This window comes from Novosphingobium terrae (genome assembly GCF_017163935.1).
GTDB lineage: Bacteria > Pseudomonadota > Alphaproteobacteria > Sphingomonadales > Sphingomonadaceae > Novosphingobium > Novosphingobium terrae.
Genome location: NZ_JABVZR010000001.1, coordinates 674,600 through 697,594, shown reverse-complemented (window position 1 = coordinate 697,594; position 22,995 = coordinate 674,600). Strand labels below are relative to the sequence as shown.

The 22,995-nt window shown below is 65.5% G+C and carries 15 protein-coding genes; 4 read left to right on the top strand and 11 right to left on the bottom strand.

What is annotated here, in order from left to right; translation table 11 throughout:
• Position 1: 1 nt before the first annotated feature.
• From HGK27_RS03245 to HGK27_RS03235, 3 genes are read right to left on the bottom strand one after another with little or no spacing between them, the layout of a single operon-like run.
• The gene (locus tag HGK27_RS03245) at positions 2 to 1,444 is read right to left on the bottom strand and encodes an efflux transporter outer membrane subunit (protein ID WP_407674584.1); all 1,443 of its coding nucleotides are present in this window, start codon (positions 1,442 to 1,444) and stop codon (positions 2 to 4) included.
• Positions 1,434 to 2,711 (bottom strand): efflux RND transporter periplasmic adaptor subunit, encoded by a 1,278-nt coding sequence (locus tag HGK27_RS03240; protein WP_206238700.1) that lies wholly within the window; start codon positions 2,709 to 2,711, stop codon positions 1,434 to 1,436. Before HGK27_RS03240 ends, HGK27_RS03245 begins: the two co-directional genes overlap by 11 nt.
• Positions 2,704 to 5,922: an efflux RND transporter permease subunit gene (locus tag HGK27_RS03235; RefSeq protein ID WP_206238698.1), complete on the bottom strand. Its 3,219-nt coding sequence runs from the start codon at positions 5,920 to 5,922 to the stop codon at positions 2,704 to 2,706. The genes HGK27_RS03240 and HGK27_RS03235 overlap by 8 nt, the downstream gene beginning before the upstream one ends.
• Positions 5,923 to 6,244: 322 nt before the next feature.
• Here HGK27_RS03235 and HGK27_RS03230 point away from each other — a divergent pair, with 322 nt between their 5' ends.
• Complete coding sequence (locus tag HGK27_RS03230; RefSeq protein WP_206238696.1) at positions 6,245 to 7,153, top strand: LysR family transcriptional regulator; 909 nt, start codon at positions 6,245 to 6,247, stop codon at positions 7,151 to 7,153.
• On the opposite strand, the gene HGK27_RS03225 is transcribed toward HGK27_RS03230, so the two are convergent.
• Positions 7,141 to 9,771 carry a putative bifunctional diguanylate cyclase/phosphodiesterase gene (locus tag HGK27_RS03225; protein WP_206238694.1) on the bottom strand — a complete coding sequence of 877 codons (2,631 nt, stop codon included), beginning with the start codon at positions 9,769 to 9,771 and terminating at the stop codon, positions 7,141 to 7,143. The two genes, HGK27_RS03230 and HGK27_RS03225, sit on opposite strands and share 13 nt — an antisense overlap.
• 525 nt (positions 9,772 to 10,296) lie before the next feature.
• On the opposite strand from HGK27_RS03225, the gene HGK27_RS03220 reads away from it, so the two are divergent.
• Entirely contained in the window at positions 10,297 to 11,622 is a 1,326-nt protein-coding gene (locus HGK27_RS03220; protein ID WP_206238692.1) for an FAD-dependent oxidoreductase, read from the top strand.
• Between the two features lie 72 nt (positions 11,623 to 11,694).
• Here the strand turns inward: HGK27_RS03220 and HGK27_RS03215 are convergent, their stop codons facing one another.
• The 5 genes from HGK27_RS03215 to HGK27_RS03195 all read right to left on the bottom strand — a co-directional run bounded on the left by HGK27_RS03215 (position 11,695) and on the right by HGK27_RS03195 (position 17,649).
• Positions 11,695 to 12,615 carry a flagellin N-terminal helical domain-containing protein gene (locus tag HGK27_RS03215; protein ID WP_206238690.1) on the bottom strand — a complete coding sequence of 307 codons (921 nt, stop codon included), beginning with the start codon at positions 12,613 to 12,615 and terminating at the stop codon, positions 11,695 to 11,697.
• Positions 12,616 to 12,766: 151 nt separating this feature from the next.
• Positions 12,767 to 14,266, bottom strand: coding sequence for a hypothetical protein (locus tag HGK27_RS03210; protein ID WP_206238688.1), 1,500 nt, complete (start codon positions 14,264 to 14,266; stop codon positions 12,767 to 12,769).
• 88 nt (positions 14,267 to 14,354) lie between these two features.
• Positions 14,355 to 15,767 (bottom strand): dihydrolipoyl dehydrogenase, encoded by a 1,413-nt coding sequence (gene lpdA / locus HGK27_RS03205; protein WP_206238686.1) that lies wholly within the window; start codon positions 15,765 to 15,767, stop codon positions 14,355 to 14,357.
• 4 nt (positions 15,768 to 15,771) lie between these two features.
• Complete coding sequence (locus HGK27_RS03200) at positions 15,772 to 16,167, bottom strand: acyl-CoA thioesterase (protein ID WP_206238684.1); 396 nt, start codon at positions 16,165 to 16,167, stop codon at positions 15,772 to 15,774.
• Positions 16,168 to 16,359: 192 nt separating this feature from the next.
• Entirely contained in the window at positions 16,360 to 17,649 is a 1,290-nt protein-coding gene (locus HGK27_RS03195; protein WP_206238683.1) for a pyruvate dehydrogenase complex dihydrolipoamide acetyltransferase, read from the bottom strand.
• A 155-nt stretch (positions 17,650 to 17,804) separates the two neighbouring features.
• On the opposite strand from HGK27_RS03195, the gene HGK27_RS03190 reads away from it, so the two are divergent.
• On the top strand, positions 17,805 to 18,260 hold the full coding sequence (locus HGK27_RS03190) for a universal stress protein (protein ID WP_206238681.1): 456 nt from the start codon (positions 17,805 to 17,807) through the stop codon (positions 18,258 to 18,260).
• Positions 18,261 to 18,448: 188 nt separating this feature from the next.
• Here the strand turns inward: HGK27_RS03190 and HGK27_RS03185 are convergent, their stop codons facing one another.
• On the bottom strand, positions 18,449 to 20,719 hold the full coding sequence (locus HGK27_RS03185) for a ribonuclease R family protein (RefSeq protein ID WP_206242765.1): 2,271 nt from the start codon (positions 20,717 to 20,719) through the stop codon (positions 18,449 to 18,451).
• Positions 20,720 to 21,007: 288 nt separating this feature from the next.
• Here HGK27_RS03185 and HGK27_RS03180 point away from each other — a divergent pair, with 288 nt between their 5' ends.
• A complete protein-coding gene (locus tag HGK27_RS03180) occupies positions 21,008 to 21,721 on the top strand; it encodes a hypothetical protein (RefSeq protein ID WP_206238680.1) in 714 nt (237 codons plus the stop codon).
• Between the two features lie 97 nt (positions 21,722 to 21,818).
• Here the strand turns inward: HGK27_RS03180 and dnaN are convergent, their stop codons facing one another.
• Positions 21,819 to 22,937, bottom strand: coding sequence for a DNA polymerase III subunit beta (gene dnaN, locus HGK27_RS03175; RefSeq protein WP_206238677.1), 1,119 nt, complete (start codon positions 22,935 to 22,937; stop codon positions 21,819 to 21,821).
• Positions 22,938 to 22,995: the final 58 nt, after the last annotated feature.

The window sequence follows — 22,995 nt, the reverse complement described above, 5'->3', positions numbered from 1 at the left end:
TTTAAGGCTGGCGCCCTTCGGGCACGGCGCCACCAATCGCCTTGACCAGCGCAATCGCCGCCTGACGGCGCTGCGTTTCCACCGCGATCCGGCTGCGTTCGGCGGTCAGCGCATCGGTCTGGGCGGTCACGACCTCCAGATAATCCGTGGCGCCGTCGCGATAGCGGATAAAGGCCAGATCGCTGGTGCGGCTGGCCGCCTGCGCTGCCTCGGTCTGGTCGCGCGCCTGCGTGGTGGTGTCACGCTCCGTCGCCAGAGCATCCTCCACCTGCTGGAAGGCCGCGATCACCGCACCGCGATAGCTTGCCGCCGCTTCATCGAATTGCGCGCGCGCCTGACGGACCTGCGCCCGCCGCTTGCCCGCATCGAAGATCGGCAGGCTGGCCGCCAGCGGGCCGATCGCCCAGACCGTATCGGGCGCGGAGAGCAGATTATGCCCGCCTGTCGCCTGCCAGCCGGCATTGCCGCCCAGCGTGACGGTGGGGAACTGCGCCGCACGCGCCGCGCCGATGCCGGCATTGGCCTCGAACATGCGGCGCTCGGCAGCGGCGATGTCCGGACGGCGCTGGATGACCTGACCCGGCGTGCCCGAGGGGATCTGCGGCATGGTCAGCGCGACGGCATTGGGCTCCAGATGGAAGCTGGATGCCACCTCGCCCACGGCAGCGGCAATCTCATGCTCGGCGGTGGCGCGCTGGACCGAGATCGCCGAGACCTGCGCCTTGGCACTGGCCAACTGCGAGAGGGCGCGGTTTTCATCCACGCCCGAAGCGTCGCCGCCCTCATGGCGGTCATGGTTCAGCTGCCAGGCGCGCTGGTAAGCATCGACCGTATGGCGCAGCAATTCGGCCTGAGCATCCAGCCCGCGCAGGCGCACATAGGCATCCGCCACCTCGGCCTGAAGGCTCAGACGCGCGCTGGACAGATCGCCCGCGCTGGCCTGCGCCTCGGCCCGGGCAGCCTTGACGTTGTTGCGCACGCGGCCCCAGAAATCGACCTCATAGCTCAGCGACGCGCCGACATTGTAGACATCATAGGTCGATGAGCGGCCGGTGGTCGAAGGACGATCGCGCGAGACGCGGGTGCGCTCCGCCGAGGCCCCGGCGTCCACTTCCGGCAGCAGCGCGGCGGCGCTGACACGGGCGGCAGCAGTGGCGGCATCATAGCGGGCCAGAGCGGCAGCGAGCGTGGGGCTTGCCTTCTCCGCCTGATCTTCCAGCGCGTTGAGCTGGGGATCGTTGAAGCCTTCCCACCATTTGCCGCGCGGCAGGGCGTCCATCGGCTCGGCGGCCTGCCAACCGGGCGTTTCGGCGAAATGCGGCGGCACGTCGGGCGCCTTGGGGTGATAGGCGGGCGCCATATCGCATCCGGCCAGAGCCGTCCCTGCCAGCGCCAGAACCAGGAGGGCCTGGCCCTTTTTGAACGCCCCCATCTTAACCGCCATGGGCGGCTCCCTTCGCAGGGGCACTCGCCGGGGCCTGAGCCTGAGCCGCAGGGTTGGGCTTGGCCGTCTCATCGGGCTTCGGCGCGGGCATCTGCGTGGTCTGCGCCACGCGGACATGGTCGCCCGTGCGCACGGCGTCGGGCGGGCTGTCGATGACGTGATCGCTGGCGCTCACCCCGCCCGAGAGCAGCACGATGCTGCCCTTGTCGCGCGCGATGGTCACGCTGTGCATGGTCACCACGCCCTGCCCGTCGACCACCGCGACCTGCGGACCATTGGCGCCATAGAGGATGGCGCTGCCCGGCACGGCCACTTCCGGCGTGCCGCTGGCCTTGTCGCCCAGGTTGAAATGGACCTGCGCATAGGCGCCGGGCTTCAGAGCATGATCGGCATTGTCAGCCTCAAGCTGCACCAGCACCGCGCCCGAACCCTGATCGACCGCATTGGCCGAGCGGGTCAGCGTGGCGGTGAACTTGCGGCCGGGATATTCGGGCAACTGCAGCGTGGCGCTCAGCCCCTTGTGAAGCATCGCCGAATAGGCCTGAGGCACGCGCACATCGATGCGCATGCGATGCATGTCCGAGACGGTGAAGAGCGGCTGGGTGGCGATGTTGCCCGCAACCACCAGCGCGCCGATCTGTGCGGCGCGGCTGGTGACCACGCCGTCAAAGGGTGCGAACAGTGTCTTGAAGCCCTGCGTAGCCTGCAGGCGCTTCACATTGGCCAGCGCCGAATGCGAGAGCGCCACCTTGGCGGCCAGATCGCCCTTCTTCTCATCGGCATCCTGCTGAGAGACGGCATCCTTGGCCAGCAGCACCTTCCAGCGGGTGTTGGTGGTTTCGGAAAGATGCTGGTTGGCCAGCGCCGTCTGGTAATCGGCCTGAGCCTGGATCAGCTGCTGATCGAGATCGGGCGCCTCCAGCACGGCCAGCGCCTGACCCTGGCGGACATTGTCGCCAATGTCGGCCAGCCAGCGCTTCACATAGCCGCTGGTGCGGGCGTTGATCGCCGCCGAGTTATAGGCCTGCAGATTGCCCGGCAGCACCAGTTCGTCATCGCCATCGGCGTTGCGCGGGATCACCACCGAGACATTGGGGGTTGCCGCCTCGGCAGCGACGCCATGCAGGTTGCTGGTGGCATGCAGCCGGATGGCCACACCCACACCGGCAGCCACCAGCGCCACCACCGCCACGCCCAGACCCAGCCGCTTCAGGCCGCCGGTGTCGTGGGGTTGATCGTCATCGGGAAGAAGGGATTGTTCATGCATGATGGGGCGCCTGATCGATGGAAGGGTCGTTGCCGGGGAAGGCGGATTCATCGGCTGGATTGTAGTTGCGATGGGCAATCGCGAACAGCGTGGGCACGAAGAACAGCGTGGCGATGGTGGCGCAGCACAGGCCGCCGATCACCGCGCGGCCCAGCGGCGCGTTCTGCTCGCCGCCGTCACCCAGACCAAGCGCCATGGGCAGCATGCCGATCACCATGGCCAGCGCCGTCATCAGCACCGGGCGGAAGCGCACGAAGCCTGCTTCCAGCGCCGCCTTGGTGGAATCGCCGGTGGCATGCAGTCGCTCCCGCGCGAAGCTGATGACAAGGATCGAGTTGGCCGTGGCGATGCCCATGCACATGATCGCACCCGTCAGCGCCGGAACCGACAGGGTGGTACCGGTGATGAACAGCATCCAGACGATACCGGCCAGAGCCGCCGGCAGCGCGCTGATGATCACCAACGGATCGGTCCAGCTCTGGAAGTTCACCACGATCAGCAGATAGATCAGCACGATCGCGCCCAGCAGACCGAAGCCCAGACCCGAGAAGGCGGTCTTCATCGTGGCATACTGGCCGCGGATGGTCACCGTCACCGTCTTGGGCTGCTCCTTGGCGAGCTGATGGATGGCATGCTGCACATCGCCCGCCACCGCGCCAAGGTCACGGCCCTGCGTGGCGGCGAAGATGTCGATGGTGGGCTGCACGTCATAGTGGCTGACCAGCGGCTCGGCATTGCTGCGCTCCAGCCTGGCGACACCGCCCAGCAGCTGGCTGGGCACGCCATTGGCCCCGCCCGTCACCGTGACATTGCCCAGCTCGTTCATGCTGGAGACGCGATACTCCGGCGTCTGCGCCACCACGGCATAGGACACATGGTTCTCCGGGTTCACCGTATAGAGCGGCGCCACCTGAGAGGTGCCCGCCAGCGAGGTGCCCAGACTGTCGGTCACGTTCTTTTCGGTCAGGCCATACTGGCCGATCAGCGTGCGGTTCACATCCACCGACAGTTCAGGGCCATGGGCAGGCTGCTGGATGCGCAGATCGGCAATACCGGCAATGCCGCTCATCCTGGCCATCAGCTTGGCGGCATAGGCGCGCGCATCCTCGACATTCTTGCCCGAGACCTGCACGTCGATCGGTGCGGGCGAGCCGAAGTTGAGGATCTGGCTGGTGATGTCAGCCGGCAGGAAGGAGAAGACCGCACCCGGGAAGCGGCGCGGCAATTCGCGGCGCAGCATGGCGATCACCTTGGCCGTGGGCTGGTGATCCTCGCTCAGCGTGATCAGCATGTCGCCGTCCTGCGGGCCCAGCGTGCCGCTGTTGTTGTAGACGGTGTTGATCGCGCTGACCGGCAGGCCGATGTTGTCGGTGATCGAGGCCAGCTCGTCGCCGGGCACCATCTCGCGGATCGCCTTGTCGATCAGCTGGACCTGCGCCGCCGACGTCTCGATGCGGGTGCCCGAGGGCAGGCGCACATGCATGGCGATCTGGCCTGAATCGACATCGGGGAAGAAGTTGCTGCCCAGGAACGGCAGCAGCACGAAGGAGATCAGCACCCCGCCCAGGAACAGGGCGATGAAGGGCTTGCGCACCTCAAGCACGCTGCGCAGCAGGCCGATGTAGCGCTTGCGGAAGGCCTCGAAGCGATCCTCGAAGCCGCGCTGGAAGCGCACGAAGGGATTGCGCGAATTTTCCGCGCCGGCCTCATGGCCCGCCCCGCCAACGGCATGGGGCTTGAGCAGATACATCGCCATGGTGGGCACGAGGGTTCGCGACAGCAGGAAGCTGGCGATCATCGCGAAGACCACCGACAGCGCCATCGGCACGAAGAGGAAACCGGCCACGCCCGGCAGGAAGAACATCGGCACGAAGACGATGCAGATGCACAGCAGCGAGACGAAAGCGGGCACCACGATCTGCGAGGCGCCATCGATGATCGCGGGGATCACCGGCTTGCCCTGTTCCAGATGCCAGTTGATGTTCTCGATGGTCACCGTGGCCTCGTCGACCAGAATGCCGACCGCCAGCGCCAGACCGCCAAGCGTCATGGTGTTGAGCGTCTGCCCGAAGATCGACAGCGTACCAATGGCCGCCAGCACCGAAAGCGGGATCGAGGTCGAGACGATGATCGTCGAACGCCAGGAGCCCAGGAACAGCAGGATCATCAGGCTGGTGAGGCCCGCCGCGATCAGGCCTTCGCGGATCACGCCCGTGACGGCCGCCTTCACGAAGAGCGACTGGTCACCCACCAGCGTGACCTTCAGATCGGAAGGCAGGCCCGGCTTGATCTTGGCCAGCGTGCTCTTCACCCCGGCGATGATCGCCAGCGTGGATTCACCGCCATTCTTGAAGACGGTCATCAGCACGGAGCGCTGGCCTTCCACATGCACCACATTCTGCTGCGGGGGATAGCCATCGCGCACATGGGCCACGTCGCGCATGTAAACGGTCGCGCCATTCACCACCTTGATCGGCAGATTGTTGAACTGCTCGATCTTGTCGGGCGCGTTGTTGAGGCGCACGCTGTACTGCAGATTGCCGATCTTGATGAAGCCGCCGGGGGTCAGCTGGTCCTGCGCGGCAATGGCGTTGCCGACATCGGTGGCCGACAGGCCCTTGGACTGCAGCGCGGCAGGATCGAGGTCGATCTGCACCTCGCGCTGCTTGCCGCCCGCCGGATAGGGCATGGCCAGGCCGCGCACGGTGATCAGGCGGATACGCATCTGATTCATGCCGATGTCGAACAATTGCTGCTCGTTCAGCCCCTTGCCCGAAAGGGCCAGCTGGACGATCGGCACGGTCGAGGCATTGTAGTTCAGGATCAGCGGCGGGGTGATGCCGGTGGGCAGCTGCTTGAGCACGGTCTGCGAGACCGCCGTCACCTGCGCATTGGCGATGCGGATGTCAGCGCCCGGCTGGAAGAAGACCTTCACCACCGAAATGCCCTGCATCGACTGGCTTTCGATATGCTCCACGTCATTGACCGTGGTGGTCAGCACGCGCTCATACTGGGTGGTGATACGGTCCGCCATGTCCTTGGCGGGCATGCCCGAAAACTGCCAGGCGACAGCGATCACCGGAATACGGATTTCAGGAAAGATATCGACAGCCGTGTTCATGGCCGCCAGCGTGCCGCCCATGGCAATCAGAATGGCCATGACGATAAAGGTCAGCGGACGGTGCAGCGCAACCTTGACGATATCCAGCATCGATAACTCCAACATCCCGCCCACGCCAAGATCCCGCCCGCGTGAATGCGGCCAAGGGGGCATGATCCGCCGAAGCATCTCTACCAGATATGACCCGCACGCTGCGATATGAGCGATGGGGAACAAGCGGTTCTTGACCGGCCCGCAGCGATGAACGGGATGCAAAGGGGAGCGGCATGCAGGCCGCGCAGCGCTGAAAGACCGATAAATGCCGCAAGTGGGGGGGAAGCCTGCGACGTAGGGCTGATTGGGGCAGCGAAGCTTTTCTGTCCAATATGGAATGCGGATTGATTGATTTGATATTCGTCTTAATGAGGTCTGTATGGACCTCAAACAGCTGCGCTCTTTCCTCTGCGTCTCGGAAGAACTGCATTTCGGGCGGGCCGCCGAAAGGCTCGGCATGTCGCAACCCCCGCTCAGCCAGCAGATCCGCGCGCTGGAAGAGGAGCTGGGCGTGCGCCTCTTCGAACGCTCCAGCCGCCGGGTGCAGATCACCGAGGCGGGCCGCCTGTTCGAACCCGAAGCGCGCCGCACGCTGGCTCAGGCCGAGCATGCCCGCATGGTGGCACGCATGGCGCTGCATGGCCAGCGCGGGCGGCTGCGGATCAGCTTCACCTCCTCAGGGCCCTATGTGGCGCGCCTGTCCGAAGCGCTGCATGACTATCGCTGCCATTACCCCGAGGTCGAGCTGACGGTGCGCGAGCTGGGCACCAACGATCAGATCGAGATGCTGCGGCGCGAGGAAATCGATCTGGGCATGGTGCGCGCCACCGCAGCCCCGCCCCTGCCCGCCGGCCTTTACGCCCGCTGTCTGGTGGAAGAGGAAATGATGGTGGCCGTGCGCGCCGATCACCCGCTGGCGACGCAGCATCAGCCGCCCAGCCTGCTCGAATGCGCCGAACATCCTTTGGTGATCACCACGGCGGCGGGCGCCTCCAGCTATTACGAGGATGTCTTTGCCCGCACCCGCGCGGCGGGCGTGCCCCTGCGCATCGCCAGCGAGGCAGCGGGGCTGGCCACCTTGCTGGGGCTGGTGGCGGCGGGCTTTGGCGCCACGCTGCTGCCGCGCTCGCTGATGCGGCTGCGGGTGGACAATGTGGTCTATCGCCCCTTGCGTGAGCCCGTCATGACCCGCCTGTGGCTGATCCATGCCGAGCGCCCGCGCCCCACCGCTCAGGCCTTTCTCGATATCGTGCTGGGGCGCCTGCCCAAGGAAGCTCAGACCGTTTGAGCTTCCACCGCTGAACCATCCGGCGCGTTCCAGCCCGACAGCGGGATCACGCCGCCCGCCTCGTCAAAGGCCACGGGATTGAGGAATTCGACGCCGGTGCGCCCTTCCCGGCTCCAGCGCACGATGCCGACCAGCACCAGCCCCTCGCCCATTTCCAGCAGCAGTTCGACGCCCAGCGGCACATCGAGCACGCCCTCGATCATCACGCCGCGCGGCGACATGTTGCGGATGGTGACGGGATAACGCGAGCCCAGCGCCTCCATCATTACCCGGCGCAGCATGGTGCGGCGCGGCAGGCGCGAGGAACGCGGCCCCTTGGCCTCCATCGAGAGATCGCCCGAGACGCGCAGATCGGCGTCGGCAACCTCCAGCGGCTTGGCGTAAATATAGCCCTGCACATGGCTGCAACCCAGATCGCGGATCAGATCCAGCTCATCGAGGGTCTCCACGCCCTCGGCGGTGGTTTCCATGCCCAGCGCTTCGGCGAGACTCACGATCGAGGCGATGATCGCGCCATTGCGGCTGTCGGGCTCGGTCGCCCCGCGCACGAAGCCCTGATCGATCTTGATCTTGTCGAAGGGCGCCTTCTTCAGATAGCCCAGCGAGGAATAGCCGGTGCCGAAATCATCAAGCGCCAGACGCACACCGACCCGCTTGAGCGAAGCGAACATCGCCTCGGTGCTCTCGCTGTCGTTGAGGAAGACGCTTTCGGTGATCTCCAGCTCCAGCCGCGCCGGGGTGACCTGCGCCGAGGCCAGCGCGCTGGTGACGATCCCCGGCAGTGCCGGATTGGCGAATTGCAGCGGCGAGACATTCACCGCCACGCGCACGCTCTCGGGCCATTTGGCCAGATCCATGCAGGCGGTGCGCAGCGCCCATTCGCCGATCTGAGCGATCAGCCCGGCTTCCTCGGCAATGGGAATGAACAGCGCGGGCGAGAGATCGCCCCGCGTCGGATGGTTCCAGCGCAGCAGCGCCTCGAAGCCGGTGATCCGCTCCGAATTGGTGTGGACCACCGGCTGATAGGCCAGACGCAAGCCCCCATGGACCAGCGCATCGCGCAGATCGGCTTCGAGCTGGCGGCGCTCCTCGGCATCGGAATGCAGATCGGCGGCGTAGAAATGATAAACCCCGCGCCCGCGATCCTTGGCGGCATAAAGCGCAAGGTCGGCGTTGCGGATGATCGCCTCGGAGGTCACGCCATCGTCGGGCGACAAGGCAATGCCCACGCTGGCGCCGATCACCACCCGCGCGCCCTCGATGGTGTAGGGCTGCGAGAGATTGTCAATCACGCGCTGGGCGAGACCGGCCAGGCTGGTGCGGTCAATACGGCCCGGCAGGATCACCTTGAACTCGTCGCCGCCCAGACGGCCCACGCGGCCCAGATCGCCCACCGTGCCCGCCAGACGCTGCGCCACCTGCTTGAGCAGGGCATCGCCGGCCGGATGGCCCATCGTGTCATTGACCTGCTTGAAGCGGTCGAGATCGAGCAGGAAGACCGCGCAAATGCGATGTGCGGGCTGAGGCGCGTTGAGGATCTTCTCAAGCGTCTGGCTCATCTGGAAACGGTTGGCCAGACCGGTCAGCGAGTCGAAATGGGCAAGGCGCGTGGCATGCTGCTCGGTGCGGCGCTTTTCGGTGAGGTCACTGCCCGAACCGCGAAAGCCGAGGAAATTGTTGAAGCTGTCATAGATCGGGCGGCCATTGATCGACCACCAGCGCTCTTCACGCCGCGTGGCGGCCCGCACCGGCAGTTCCTGAAACGACGAACGCGCATTCATATGGAAGGCCAAAGTCCGCTCGCCCTCGCGGCTGGCATCGTCGAGGATGAACAGGTCGGAGAGATTGTGGCCCAGCAGCTGCTCGGCCTCCACCCCCAGCACCCGGCCGATCGGGGCCGAGACATAGGTGATGATGCCCTTGCGGTCGGTTTCCCAGAACCAGCCCTGCCCGGTCTGCTCGTAATCGTGAAGGATGTCCTCGGCGCGCTTCTGCAAGCGCACCAGCGCATGAGCCTCGGCCTGAGCGGAACGGTCCAGCGCGATCTGGCGTACCGCCGCGACGATGCCGATCAGTCCGCCCAGCACCAGAATGGCCGTGGCGCCAACACTCTTGATCTCCAGCGCGGGCGCCGCCCACAGCGCCAGATAGCCCGCCACCAATGCAGGCACCCGGCCAGAAAGCGCCACAGCAGCCACCAGCGACACAGTGGCCAGCGCACCGATGATCGCCAGCGTGGATTGCAGCGGCTCGACATGATGCCACAGCGCCATGGCCAGACCGAAGAAGCCCATAGGCAGCGGCACCGCCAGCGCCATCACGCCATAGCGCATGGCCAGAGAACGGCCCTCGGTCCGCTCGGCGCGCACGAAGAGCCCGGCGCAGGCGCAGATCACCACCGCCACCGTGGCCGGCATCACCGTGCGCTGGATCGGCAGGGTAAACTGGTCAAGCACCAGCAGCAGGCAGGCGATGGCCATGGCCGGCGCCATCATCGCCCAGCCCTGAGGCACAAGGAAATAGCCGGGATAGGGTTCGGCCATGCGATCGACTGATTTCACGGCAACCTTTCGGCGCAGACCCGAAACATCGACATCATCCCCCGGAAGATCGCCCATCGGTCTAGCCGTGGGCGGTAGCATGGCAGGCGGCGGTCCGCCAGTTTGAGTCCCCGCAACCGGGGCGGCCGTGGCAGCCACACCCGCAACCGGCTGAGAGCCGCCAGCTCCACGTCGAAAAACAGGCGGCGGTGCGGAAGGAGGCGGAGCAGCAGGGGGAGAAACCACGGCAACGACGGGCGGAGGCGCGCTTGTTTCAGGCGCCGCTCCACCTTCGGCGGTGCCGGCGGCCTCCTGCGCAGCGGCGCGTGCCGCCGCCATAAATCTTTCCCTTCGCCCGGTCTGCATGGCTCGGCTTATCTCCCGCCGGGGCTTTCCAATCGGTTAAACCGCGATGGAAGCCTATGTAAAATCGCTTGTTCTGCCCGACCGAAAAAACGTGGCCCTCACGCGATTGCCTCTTGCCAAGCGGCGGCAAGAGGTCTGTTCTGGTCATCTGGCAAAGGGCGCCAATCCGGTGACCCCGAGCAGACGGACCGCCCCCGGTTCGGGGCAGAAGTCCTGAACATAAGGAGAGCGAGCGCCATGCTTCACACGACTCCTCGAAACGCGCCTCACATCGCCATCATCGGCTCGGGCCCGGCGGGCTATTACACCGCCGAGGCCGCTTACAAACACTGGGGCGAGAACGTCCATATCGACATTTTCGACCGTATGCCGGTGCCTTACGGCCTGATCCGCAGCGGTGTGGCGCCCGATCACCAGTCGGTCAAAGGCGTGGCCCGGCGCTATGAGAGCGTGGCACTGGCGGCGCAGGTGCGTTTTATCGGCCATGTCGCGGTGGGCAGCGATGTGACCGTGGAGGAGTTGCTCGGCCTGTATGACGCGGTGGTGCTGGCCACCGGCGCGCCGCATGACCGCAAGCTGGACCTGCCCGGGGCCGATCTGGGCAATGTTTTCGGCTCGGCGGCGCTGGTGGGCTGGTACAATGGCCATCCCGATTACGCCACTTTGGCGCCCGATCTTACGGGCAAGCATGCGGTGGTGATCGGCAATGGCAATGTGGCGCTGGATGTGGCGCGCATTCTGGCCAAATCGCCGGAAGAATTCGAGGATTCCGACATTGTCGCCCATGCGCTGGATGAGCTGAGCGCCTCCAGTCTGGAAAGCGTGACCATTCTGGGACGGCGCGGGCCGCATCAGATCTCCATGTCCCCCAAGGAGCTGGGCGAGCTGGCCCATCTGGCCCGCGCCGTGCCGCATGTCGATCCCGCCGATTTTCCGCCGGTGGAGGCGGATGCCAAGCTCGATCCGGGCCTGCGCAAGGCGCTGCAGACCTTGCGCAGCTGGGCCAAAACGCCAGAGGCCGGTTTCCCGGTGCGCTTTGCTTTCCTCACCGCGCCCCGCGCGCTGATCGGCGATGCCTCGGGCAAGCTTCAGGCCATCGAGGTCGAGCGCACGAAGCTTGTGGACGGCAAGGCTGTGGGCACCGGAGAGATCCAGCGCCTGCCCGCCGATCTGGTGGTGAGCTGCATCGGCTATCAGACCAGCCCGATCGCGGGCGTGCCCTATGATGAGACGCGCGGGCGCTTCGCCAATGAGGAAGGACGCATTCTGCCCGGCCTCTATTGCGTGGGCTGGGCGCGGCGCGGTCCTTCGGGCACCATCGGCACCAACCGGCCCGACGGCTTTGCCATTGTCGAGCGTATCGCGCAGGATCTGGAGGGCAAGGACTCCAGCAAAACGGGTGGCGCGGGCTTCGATGCGCTGGTCGAGCAGCGGGGGCTGGATATCGTCACCTTCCGCGACTGGCAGAAGATCGATGCCGCCGAAGTGGCCCGCGCCCGCGATCACGCTCCGCGCGAAAAATTCATCGATATGGACGGGTTGATGAACGTCACCCGCGCCTGAAAGCTGCGGGCACGAAAAAGGGCGCCCACCTTGCGGTGAGCGCCCTCCCCCTACCTCGAAGAGGTGTATGGCTTACTTCAGCAGGGTCAGCACGTTCTGCTGGCTCTGGTTGGCCTGAGCGATCATGGCGGTGGAAGCCTGCGAGAGGATCTGGGCCTTGGCCATGGCGGTCGATTCTGCCGAGTAGTCGGTGTCCTCGATGCGCGAGCGTGCCGCCGAGAGGTTGGTCACGCTGTTGGTCATGTTGTTGACCGACGACTGCAGCTGGCTCTGGCCGGCGCCGAAGCTGGCGTCCACCTTGGCGACATTGGCCAGCATCGAGTCAACGTTGTCGATGGTCTTGAGCGCGTAATCCGCGCCATGGCCATCATAGGTCGTCGTGCCGCCCGTGGTCGTGACATTGTCATTGACCTGGAAGCCCGTGACCGTTGCAGTGGTGCCCGTGTAGCTGGCCGAGGCGGTGCCGAACTGCGAGCTGTCGAAATCGCTCGCGGTGATCTTGACCTGGTCGGTGGTCAGGTTGTTCGCACCGGCCTGGATGTTGAAGCTGACGCCCGAACCCGAAGCGCCCGCCGAGGACGAGAACAGGTTCACGCCGTTGAACTTGGTCGAGGTGATGATGTTGCTGATCTGGCCGGTCAGCGAGGTCACTTCCTGCTGCATCTGATCGCGGTCGGTCGACGAATAGGTGCCCGAGGACGACTGCACGGCCAGCTCACGAATGCGCTGCAGCATGTTGGTGACTTCCGTCAGCGAACCTTCAGCGGTCTGAGCTAGCGAGATGCCGTCATTGGCGTTCTTGATGCCCTGGTTCATGCCGTTGATCTGGCTGGTCATCGACGTCGCGATGGCCAGGCCGGCAGCGTCGTCCGAAGCCGAGTTGATGCGCAGACCCGTCGACAGGCGCGTCATCGCCTGGCTGGTCATCGCAGCTGCCGAGTTCGAAGCGGCAGTGGCCTGAAGGGCATTCACGTTGGTGTTGATAACAGTCATGATGGTGTTCCCTGTGTTCCCGAAGTCGAGCGCCGCATGCTGCGAGGCGTTCATCGATAAGGACGTCAAGCCGCAGAGTTCTTTAAGTCCCGAGGGTAAACGCGCTGGAAAGGCTGTTGCAGATCAGGCCGTGATCAGGCCAAAGTGCCGATCAATAAGGATGATGCAGACTGGCCTGCCCGGAGATCGGATCGCGCCATGGCACACGCCAGCAGGGCGCCGGATCGGCCTGCATACGAATGACGGGATGAGGCGGCCTGATCGACCTCGGCACGCGGTCCAGCGGCGCCACATAGGTGTTGGCGCCCGAAGGGATGACCCCCTGATAACCGCACAGCACCTCGGGCGCGGCAGGCCATGTGACGGCGCGCCAGATCTCTCCTGCCGGGGTGGCCAGGCCGATCAGCCACACCATCAGAATGCAGCCTTGTGCCAACTTCCCATCCGGCCAGCGCTTGGGTTCAATGACGATGCGGGCCATGGTCAGGCACAAGATCGCCAATGCCGGAATGCTGGCACGCATGGTGAAGTCGGCGCTGCTCCCCACCCGAGCCAAGGGCGCCAGCAGCAGAGAAAGCACCGTGATGATCACGCTCACTCTTCCAAAGGGTGGATCGCGGCGCGTGAACCATAGAGCCAGCAGATAAAAGCCGACTTCCAGTGTGATGAAGAGAAGATAGCCTTTGAAAGGGACATGGGGCGTACCGGCACCAACCGTCGCGCTGGCCGTGGTCAAATAGAGTAAGGCGGGCAGGCTGAGCAGTGTGGCCAGAAAAGGCAATGCCCAATCGCGCATAGGATGACGAAAGCTCTGCGGCACGGCGGATAGGGCCAGCGGAGCGCCTCCCATCAGCGCCAGCGGTGAGAGCAGTGCCACCAATGGAAAGCTGGTCAGCAGGACCGCCAGCGGCAACCGTCCGTCACGCCAGAGCAGAAAGAACAGCGCCAGCAGCCAGCCTGCGAAAGCATGTTGCGGCGCCCAGAAAGCCTGCGTGATATGGCTGGAAAACTGCAGCCCCGCCCATGACTCCAGATGCAGGCGCAGCGATCCTCCGACGATCCATTGCCCCAGCACATCCATGCCGGAAAAGCCCCAGAAGAAGGCCAGCGCGATGCCCCGCTGCCGCGTCGTTTCGAACAGGGCCCCACCCAGAGCCAGCAGCATGCCCAGCAGCAGGGTGTTCTGCACCAGCAGCGCCTGTTCCGCCGCGTGGAAGCCCCAGAGCTTGCCGATCAGCGCCGGGGCCAGATAGATGCCCAGCGGCAGGCGCAGCAGATCGCCCTGAGGATAGATGAAAGGCCATGGCTGTCCGGCCAGATCGCGCAAAACACCATAGCGCACCTGCCAGTCGGGCGTGGCATAGAACCAGCGCCCCTCGCCGCCCAGCAGCAGGATCACCAAAGCGACAAATGTGGCGATGGACCATGAGCCAAGGCTGACCGAACCGCGCCAGCCCGTCAGCCTCGCCAGCCCCAGGATCAGCAGCAGCAGCGCCGCAGCGCCGCCCAGCAGCAGCGCCACAGGCAGGCCCAGAAAGGCCCAAAGCCCAAGCTGCATGCCACCCAGCACCGCCAGCAGAGCCAAGGCCAGACTGCGCACGGTGATCGTGGCGCCCACGCCCTCGGCCGGATGTCGATCGATGCCCCTCATGGCGGGCACCATGCCGAAATATGGTTAAGGCCTGCCTACCGGAGGTCATCCGGCGGGCAGGCCCCAACCTTTTTCCAGCGCCTGACGCTTAGAAGTGGATCGCGCGACCGTAGGCCGAAAGCACACTCTCATGCATCATTTCGGAGAGGGTCGGATGCGCGAACACCGTCTGCATCAGCTCCTGCTCGGTGGTTTCCAGCTGCTTGCCGACCACATAGCCCTGGATCAACTCGGTCACTTCCGCGCCGATCATGTGGGCGCCCAGCAGCTCGCCGGTCTTGGCGTCGAACACCGTCTTGATGAAGCCCTCGGGCTCACCCAGAGCGATGGCCTTGCCATTGCCGATGAAGGGGAAGTTGCCGACCTTCAGCTCGTAACCGGCTTCCTTGGCCTTGGCCTCGGTCATGCCGACGCTGGCGATCTGCGGGTGGCAATAGGTGCAGCCCGGGATGTTGTTGCGGTCCAGACCGTGGGGGTGGACCTCCTTGTTGCCCAGCTCCTGCGCGATGGCTTCGGCAGCGGTCACGCCCTCATGGCTGGCCTTGTGCGCCAGCCATGGACCGGGGGTCACGTCGCCGATCGCCCAGATGCCCTTCACAGCCGTGCGGCCATAGTCATCAATGGAGATGATGCCGCGCTCGGTCTTGATGCCGACCTCTTCCAGACCGATGTTCTCGGTGTTGGCGACCACGCCAACGGCCACGATCACATGGCTGAAGTCTTCCTCGGTGACCTTGCCGTCCTTGCCCTTGATCTTGGCCTTGATGCCGGTCGCGGTGGTGGTGATGCCATCCACGCCGGTGCCGGTCAGGATCGTCATGCCCTGCTTGGTCAGCGACTTTTCGAGATGGGCCGAAACGTCCTTGTCCTCGACAGGCACGATGCGGTCCATCATCTCGACCACGGTCACCTTGGCGCCCAGATCGTTGTAGAAGCTGGCGAATTCGATGCCGATCGCGCCCGAACCGATCACCAGCAGCTTCGAAGGCATTTCCTTCGGCGTCATGGCGTGGCGGTAGGTCCAGATCTTGTCACCATCCGCCTTGGCGAAGGGCAGGTCGCGGGCACGCGCGCCAGTGGCCACGATGATGTGCTTGGCGGTCAGGGTCTCCTTGCCCTTCTCGCCGGTCACTTCCAGCGTGCCGGGCTTGACGATCTTGCCAACGCCCATATGGACGGTGACCTTGTTCTTCTTCATCAGGTGGGTCACGCCCTGATTGAGCTGCTTGGCCACCCCGCGCGAGCGGGCGACCACAGCGGCCAGATCAGCCGTCACACCCGTTGCCGAGAGGCCATAGGCCTTGGCATGCTGCATCTGGTGGAACACCTCGGCCGAGCGCAGCAGCGCCTTGGTCGGGATACAGCCCCAGTTGAGGCAGATGCCACCCAGATTCTCGCGCTCGACAATGGCGGTCTTGAGGCCCAGCTGCGCCGCGCGGATCGCCGCGACATAGCCACCGGGGCCCGAACCCAGAACGATCACATCATACTGTTCAGCCACGAGATTATTTCTCCTGAGTCACGGGGCGAGGACGCCCGTCATCATCCACGGCAACGAAGGTGAACACCGCCTCGGTCACCTTGATCGCCTCAAGCTCATGGCGGTGGCGACGCCAGGTCTCCACCGCAATCGTCATCGAAGACCGCCCGACCTTGGTGATCTCGCCATAGACGGAAATCTCGTCGCCGATCTTCACCGGCTTCAGAAACTGCATGCCGTCCATGGCGATGGTCACCGCGCGGCCCGCCGAATGGCGCGAGGCGATCAGCCCTGCGCCATTGTCCATCAGGCTCATCAGCCAGCCGCCGAAGATGTCGCCATAGGCGTTGGCGTCGCGCGGCATGGCGGTGACGCGGATCACCGGTTCGGTGGCAGGGCGGGGAACGAGCGGTTCGATCATCGGGGGTCTTCCTTGCAAGGCGGAGCGTCCAAGGGCGCGCGCCGGGTGGGTAGCAGTTATGCCTTGGCCATTCCCGCGCCCGTTCCCTGTCACGATGCCGCCTCGCGGTCTTTTATCCTGCCCCTCTGCCCGGTGGCAGCGAGGCCATGCCCCGGCCCCGCGCCTCCACAGCGCGGGACCAGGGCCTTATCGTCAGGCCAGCAGGCTGAGCGGGTTCTCGATCAGAGTCTTGAGAGCCGCCATCAGCTTGGCACCATCGGCGCCATCGATGGCGCGGTGGTCGAAGCTGCCGGTGATGGTCATCGCGGTGGCGACGCCCAGCGTGCCATCTTCCAGCACCCAGGGGCGCTTCTCGCCCGCGCCGATGGCCAGGATCATGGCCTGCGGCGGGTTGATGATCGCCTGGAAGGTCTTGATGCCCATCATGCCCATGTTCGACAGGCTGGCGGTGCCGCCGACATACTCGGTCGGGGCCAGCTTGCCTTCCTTGGCGCGCTTGGCGAGGTCCGCCATCTCGGTGCTGATCTTGGCCAGACCCTTGCCCGCGGCATCCTTGATGATCGGGGTGATCAGGCCGTTGGGGATCGAGACCGCCACCGACACGTCGGCGCGGTTGTACTGGCGGATCGAGTCACCGGCGAAGGCGACATTGCACACCGGCACCTGCTCCAGAGCAACGCCCAGCGCCTTGATCAGAATGTCGTTGACCGACACCTTCACGCCGCGGCCCGACAGCGAAGCGTTCACCTCGCCGCGCAGCTTGAGCAGCGCATCGAGGCGCACGTCGAGCGACAGGTAGATATGCGGCACCTGCTGCTTCGACTCGGTCAGGCGGCGCGCGATGGTCTTGCGCATGCCCGAGAGCGGCTGGTCTTCATGCGGGATGCCGAAGTCAGGCAGGGCAGCAGGCGCGGCAGGCGTCGGCGCGGCGGGAGCGGCAGCAGCCGGGGCGGCGGCGGGCGCAGCAGCGGCAGGTGCGGCGGCACCGGGCTTGGCGCCCTCGACGTCGGCCTTGACGATGCGGCCATTGGGGCCCGAACCGGCGATACCAGCCAGATCGACGCCCTTCTGGGCGGCAATGCGGCGGGCCAGCGGCGAGGCGACCACGCGGTCACCCGCAGCCTTGGCCACAGGAGCAGCGGCAGGCGCGGCAGCCGGGGCCGGAGCGGCGGCGGCAGGCGCCGGGGCAGCAGCAGCGGGCTTTTCGGCAGCGGCAGCAGGCTTGGCGGAGGCATCTTCGCCCTCGCCGGCCAGCTGGGCGATCACGGTGCCGACCTTCACATCGTCGGTACCCTCGGCGATGTCGATCGAGACGATCACGCCTTCATCGACAGCCTCGAATTCCATGGTGGCCTTGTCGGTCTCGATCTCGGCCATAATGTCGCCGGAGGAGACGGTGTCGCCAACCTTCACCAGCCACCGGGCCAGCTTGCCCTGCTCCATCGTGGGCGAGAGCGCGGGCATCTTGATCGCAATCGGCATGGGGCAATCAGTCCTCAATCCAAGGTGGGATGTTTGTTCACGCGGGCTTCTGGCCAAAAGTATGAGCCTCGGCAAGGTGGCTTGCGTGAAATAGCTTTGTGACGGATAGGTGATGGCGCAAAATGCGCGGTACGGGAACCGGGAAAAGAGGAGCCATGCGGATCTATCTCGTCATCATCGACGAAACCGAAGAGGCCCGCGTGGCCTTGCGTTTCGCGAGCAGGCGCGCCGCCAAAACCGGGGGCGCGGTGCATCTGCTCAGCGTGATCGAGCCCGAGCCCTTCGTGGCCTTCGGCGGCATTCAGGCCACCATCGAGCAGGAAGCGCGGGATCGTGCGGAAGTGCTGTTGACAAGCCTTGCCGGCGCCATCGTGGCCGAGGGCGGACGCATGCCCGACATCTCGGTCCAGCAGGGCGAGGCGGTGAAAGTCGTGCGCGATTACCTTGCCGCGCACAGCGAGGTTGCCGCGCTGGTGCTGGGCGCCGCGCGCGATGGCGAGCCGGGCGCGCTGGTGACTCACTTCACCGGCCCGGGCCTTGGCGCCCTGCCCTGCCCGCTGATGATCATCCCCGGCAGCCTTGCCGAGGATGAGATCGACCGACTGAGCTGAGAGTCTTTTGGCGTGCCTTTTGGCACAGGGCGCAAAAGCGCCTTGTGCGGGCGGCACCGGCCCGCTCGCGGTATCTGCTCTTGGCCCGGCCACCCACAGGGTACGACCGATGCCTGACCGGACAGGGGAGCGGGCCGATGCCGCACATTCGGCCTTGCCGAATGTCCAAAAGACGCCCCCCTGCATCATCAGCGGCGTTTCCCCTGATGGCGGATGTTGGCCGGGCGGCCGCGCTGGCCCACCAGATGGCTGCCGCGCTTCTTCAGCCCGACAGGCGCCGGGGCACCGCGCTTCTCGATGCGGCCATCGCTGTCCTTGGGTTCGAACTTCAGCGCGCCGGTCAAGGGATTGGCCTCCGCCAGCCGCAAGGGCAGCCGGTCACCGATGGCATAGGTGATGCCGCTCTGCTCGCCGCGCAGCACCTGAGCCTTTTCATCGTGGAAGAATCTCTCGTCACCCAGCACCGATACGGGGACCAATCCATCGCCGCCTAGTCCGACGATGGTCGCAAAGAGACCGAAACGCTGCACACCGGTGATGCGGCATTCGAAGATTTCGCCCACGCGGGTCGAGAGCCATGCCGCCACATAGCGGTCGATTGTTTCGCGCTCGGCCTCCATGCCGCGGCGCTCGGTGCGGGAGATGGCGTCGGTGATGCGGGCCATGTCCTGACGGTCACGCGGGGCAAGGCCGGAATGCTCAGGGATGTCGCCCTGAGGCGCGGGCTGTTCAAGCCCGAAGGCATCGACCAGCGAGCGATGCACCAGCAGATCCGAATAGCGGCGGATCGGCGAGGTGAAATGCGCATAGCTGCCCAGCGCCAGACCGAAGTGCCCGGCGTTCTTGGGGCCATAATAGGCCTGCGTCTGGCTGCGCAGCACGGCCTCCATGATCAGCGCCTTTTCCGTCTCATCCTCGATGCCCTTGAGCATGCGGTTGAACAGCGACGGGGTGATGACCTGCCCCAGCGCCAGCTTGCGCTCGAAGGTGGCGAGGTAATCCTTGAGCGCCACAAGCTTTTCGCGGTTGGGCGGCTCATGGATGCGATAGACCACCGGGGCGACCTTGCTTTCCAGCGCCTTGGCCGCCGCGACATTGGCCGCGATCATGAAATCCTCAACCACGCGGTGGGCATCGAGTCTTTCGCGCAAGGCGATGCCCGCGATGCGGCCCTTTTCATCAAGCTGCACCCGGCGTTCGGGCAGTTCGAGGTTGAGCGGGTCGCGCTTGTTGCGTGCTTCTTCCAGCACCTTCCACGCGCCCCACAGATCGGTGAGATGCTTTTCGGCGCGGCCTTCATCGATGCGGGCCTGCGCTTCCTCGTAAGCGATCACCTCGGCGATGCGGACGATGGCGCGGGTGAAGCGGAAGGCGGTCATCTTGCCTTCGGCATCGAAGTTCATGTGGCAGGCCATGGCTGCGCGCGGCGCCCCGGCTTTCAGTGAGCACACATCCGCCGACAGCACCTCAGGCAGCATCGGCACCACGCGATCCGGGAAATAGACCGAATTGCCGCGCTTGCGGGCTTCCTTGTCCACGGCGCTGCCGGGGCGGACGTAGAACGACACGTCGGCAATGGCCACCACCGTGCGCCAGCCGCCCTGCCCGTCGGGCTCGGCCCAGATGGCGTCGTCATGGTCGCGCGCGTCGCTGGGGTCGATGGCGACGATGGGCAGATGAGTGAGGTCCTCGCGCTTGTCGGCGCTGAGAGGCTCGCGGGCGGAAACCTCGGCCTCCTGAAGCACATCCTGCGGGAAGATATGCGGGATGCCATGCTTGTGGATGGCGATCAGGCTGAAGGCGCGCGGCGCCAGCGGATCACCCAGCACCACCGTCACCCGCATGCCCGCGCGCGGCGATTTGCTGACGGGTTCGGCCAGCACCAGCTGACCCTCTTCCGCCCCGCCCAGATCGGCGATGGGTGTAGAGTGGCGCTCGCGCTTGTCGATGGGGGCCAGCCAGCCCTTGCCCGCGCCGTCAATCTCGACAACGCCCATGGTCTGGTCGGCCTGAGCGGGCAGCTTCTTCATGGGATGGGCCTGCCAGCCGCGCTCGGTCTCCTCGGTGCGGGCCAGCACGCGGTCGCCTTGGCGCAAGGGGCCAACGCCCTTGGCTGCCCCCCCTGCCATCGCGCCGCGCTTGCCGCCGCCGCGCGGCTCGATGATGCGCAGGCGCGGCGCGGGGGTGTTGTCCTCAGGCTCCCAATTGTCGGGCACGGCGACGGGTTCGCCATCCTCGACCTCGATCACACGCAGGACGGTGACTTTCGGCACGCCGCCCATGCGGTGATAGGCGGTGCGCTTGCCGTCGATCAGCCCTTCCTCGGCCATATCTTTCAGAAGCGCCTTGAGCTGGATCTTTTCCTGACCCTGCAGGCCGAAATGCTTGGCGATCTCACGCTTGCCGACCTCTCCGGTGGCCGAGGCGATAAAGTCCAGCACCTGCTGGGCGTTGGGCATGCCCGGCGCCGGGCGCGGGGTGAATTTGGCGGAGGACTTGAAGGGGCGTTTGGGCGGTCGAGGCGTGTTCATGCCCCGTCTTTAGCCGGGGCGGCGGGGAAAGGCCAGTTGGTTGGGGTGGAGTGGGCCAACGCACAGCGCAAGCGGCGAACACCCCCGCCCGATCATCCCCCTGCCCCCGGTCAGCCGTGTCATCCACGGGCAATCATTTCTCACGATCGAGCATCTGGCGCGCAATGTCATCCGCCTAGATCGTCATCAGCAATCAGAAAAGATGAAAGGCATGACATGACCAGCAAGACCGCCACCAAAGCCCCTGCCCTGATGGCGCTGCCCCGCTCGCGCGCCGCCCGGCTGACCATGGCCGCTCTGGCCCTGGGCCTGTTTGGCGGCATCTCCGCGGCTCAGGCAACCGCCGTCCCGACGGCCACCGCTTCAACCGCCACGGCGCAACTGCCCATCCGCGTCGCCGCACTGCCTGCGGATCATTTCGCTCAAGGCATCGAGATCAAGGACGACCAGCTCGAACCCTATGTCAGCTTTTCCTCGCGCAAGGCCCACAAAAGCCGCCACGCGCTGGGCACCGGAACCGAGGGCAACCTGCATCTGACGGCCCATCTCGACCGCAACACCAACACGGCATCCTATCGCGTGTGGCAGGACATCACCAACACCGACGCCCCGCGCGAGCTGACCCGCGTGCATTACCGCGCCGGCGGCAAGGTGACACAGGCCAATCTGTCGGTCGCCAACCATTGGGACAGCAATTGCGTGCCCAAGGAAACCGGCGGCCAGTGCGACCAGCGCATCCGCGTCGCCTTCGACCTTCCGGAGCATGTGGTCCGCGAAATCGCCGAGGGCCATCAGCAGGGTTCGCGCCAGGGCTGGGCCTTCCGCTACAAGGACGCGCAGGGCAGCGATCTTGACAGCGTTCTGGCCCCCGCCGAGGCCGCCGGGCTGATCCGCACCGTCGATGCCTGGCGCGCCAACCGTGTGGGCTAAGGCGCCCCTGGCCCTGCCCTAACAGGGCCAGCTGCAACAAAAAGGCGCGGGAAGGTTGCCCCTCCCGCGCCTTTTTAAGCCTTCAATCCTGAGCGGATCACACGCGCATCGGCATCAACACATAGAGCGCGGGGCTCTTTTCATCCTGACGGATCAGGGTGGGGGCACCGGCATCGGCCAGATGCAGCTCCACCGTATCGCCCTCGATCTGGCCGAGGATGTCTTTCAGATAATTGGCGTTGAAGCCGATCTCGAAACCGTCCGAGCCGTAATCGGCGGGCAGCTCTTCGGCAGCCGTGCCGTTGTCGGGCGAAGTCACGGACAGCGTCACGCGGTCCTTGTCCAGCGCCATCTTCACGGCGCGGGTCTTCTCGGTGGCGATGGTGGCCACGCGGTCCACGCCCTGCCAGAAGCTCTTGGGGTCCAGACGCAGCAGCTTGTCGTTGCCGGTCGGGATCACGCGGCTGTAATCGGGGAAGGTGCCGTCGATCAGCTTGCTGGTCAGCACCACGCCATTCTCGCCGCCCAGCGTGAAGCGGATCTTGCTGGCCGACAGGTCCACCAGAACCACCGCATCCAGCGCCTCTTCCAGCAGCTTGCGCAGCTCGGCCACGCACTTACGCGGCACGATGACGTCGGGCATGCCATCGGCGCCCTCGGGCTTCACGATGGTGAAGCGCGCCAGACGGTGGCCGTCCGTTGCCGCCGCCTTCAGCTCCTCTTCCGTCACATGCAGGAAGATGCCGTTGAGGTAATAGCGCGTCTCCTCGGTGGAGATCGCGAAACGCGTGCGGTCGATCAGCTGAGCCAGCGTCGCCGCAGGCAGCTCGAAGCTGGTGGGCAGATCGCCCTCGACGATCACGGGGAAGTCATCGCGCGGCAGCGTCGGCAGCTGGAAGCGGCTGCGACCGGCCTTCACAACCATGCGGTTGTCGGCGGTCTGCAGGCTCACCTGGCTGCCATCGGGCAGCTTGCGGGCGATGTCGAAAAGAAGATGCGCCGAAACGGTGATGGCGCCCGGCGCCTCCACGCTGACAGCCTGCATATGCTCGACCACCTGCAGGTCAAGGTCGGTCGCCATGACGCGCAAGGTGCCGTCCTGCCCGGCCTCGATCAGCACGTTGGAGAGAATGGGGATCGTGTTGCGCCGCTCGACCACCGACTGCACATGGCTGAGGCAGCGCAGCAGCGTCGCGCGTTCGATGGTGGCTTTCATGCTCGATCCGATCCCGTGCCTGATATCCCTGGGTGCAGCTTCAACCCGCACAGGAACC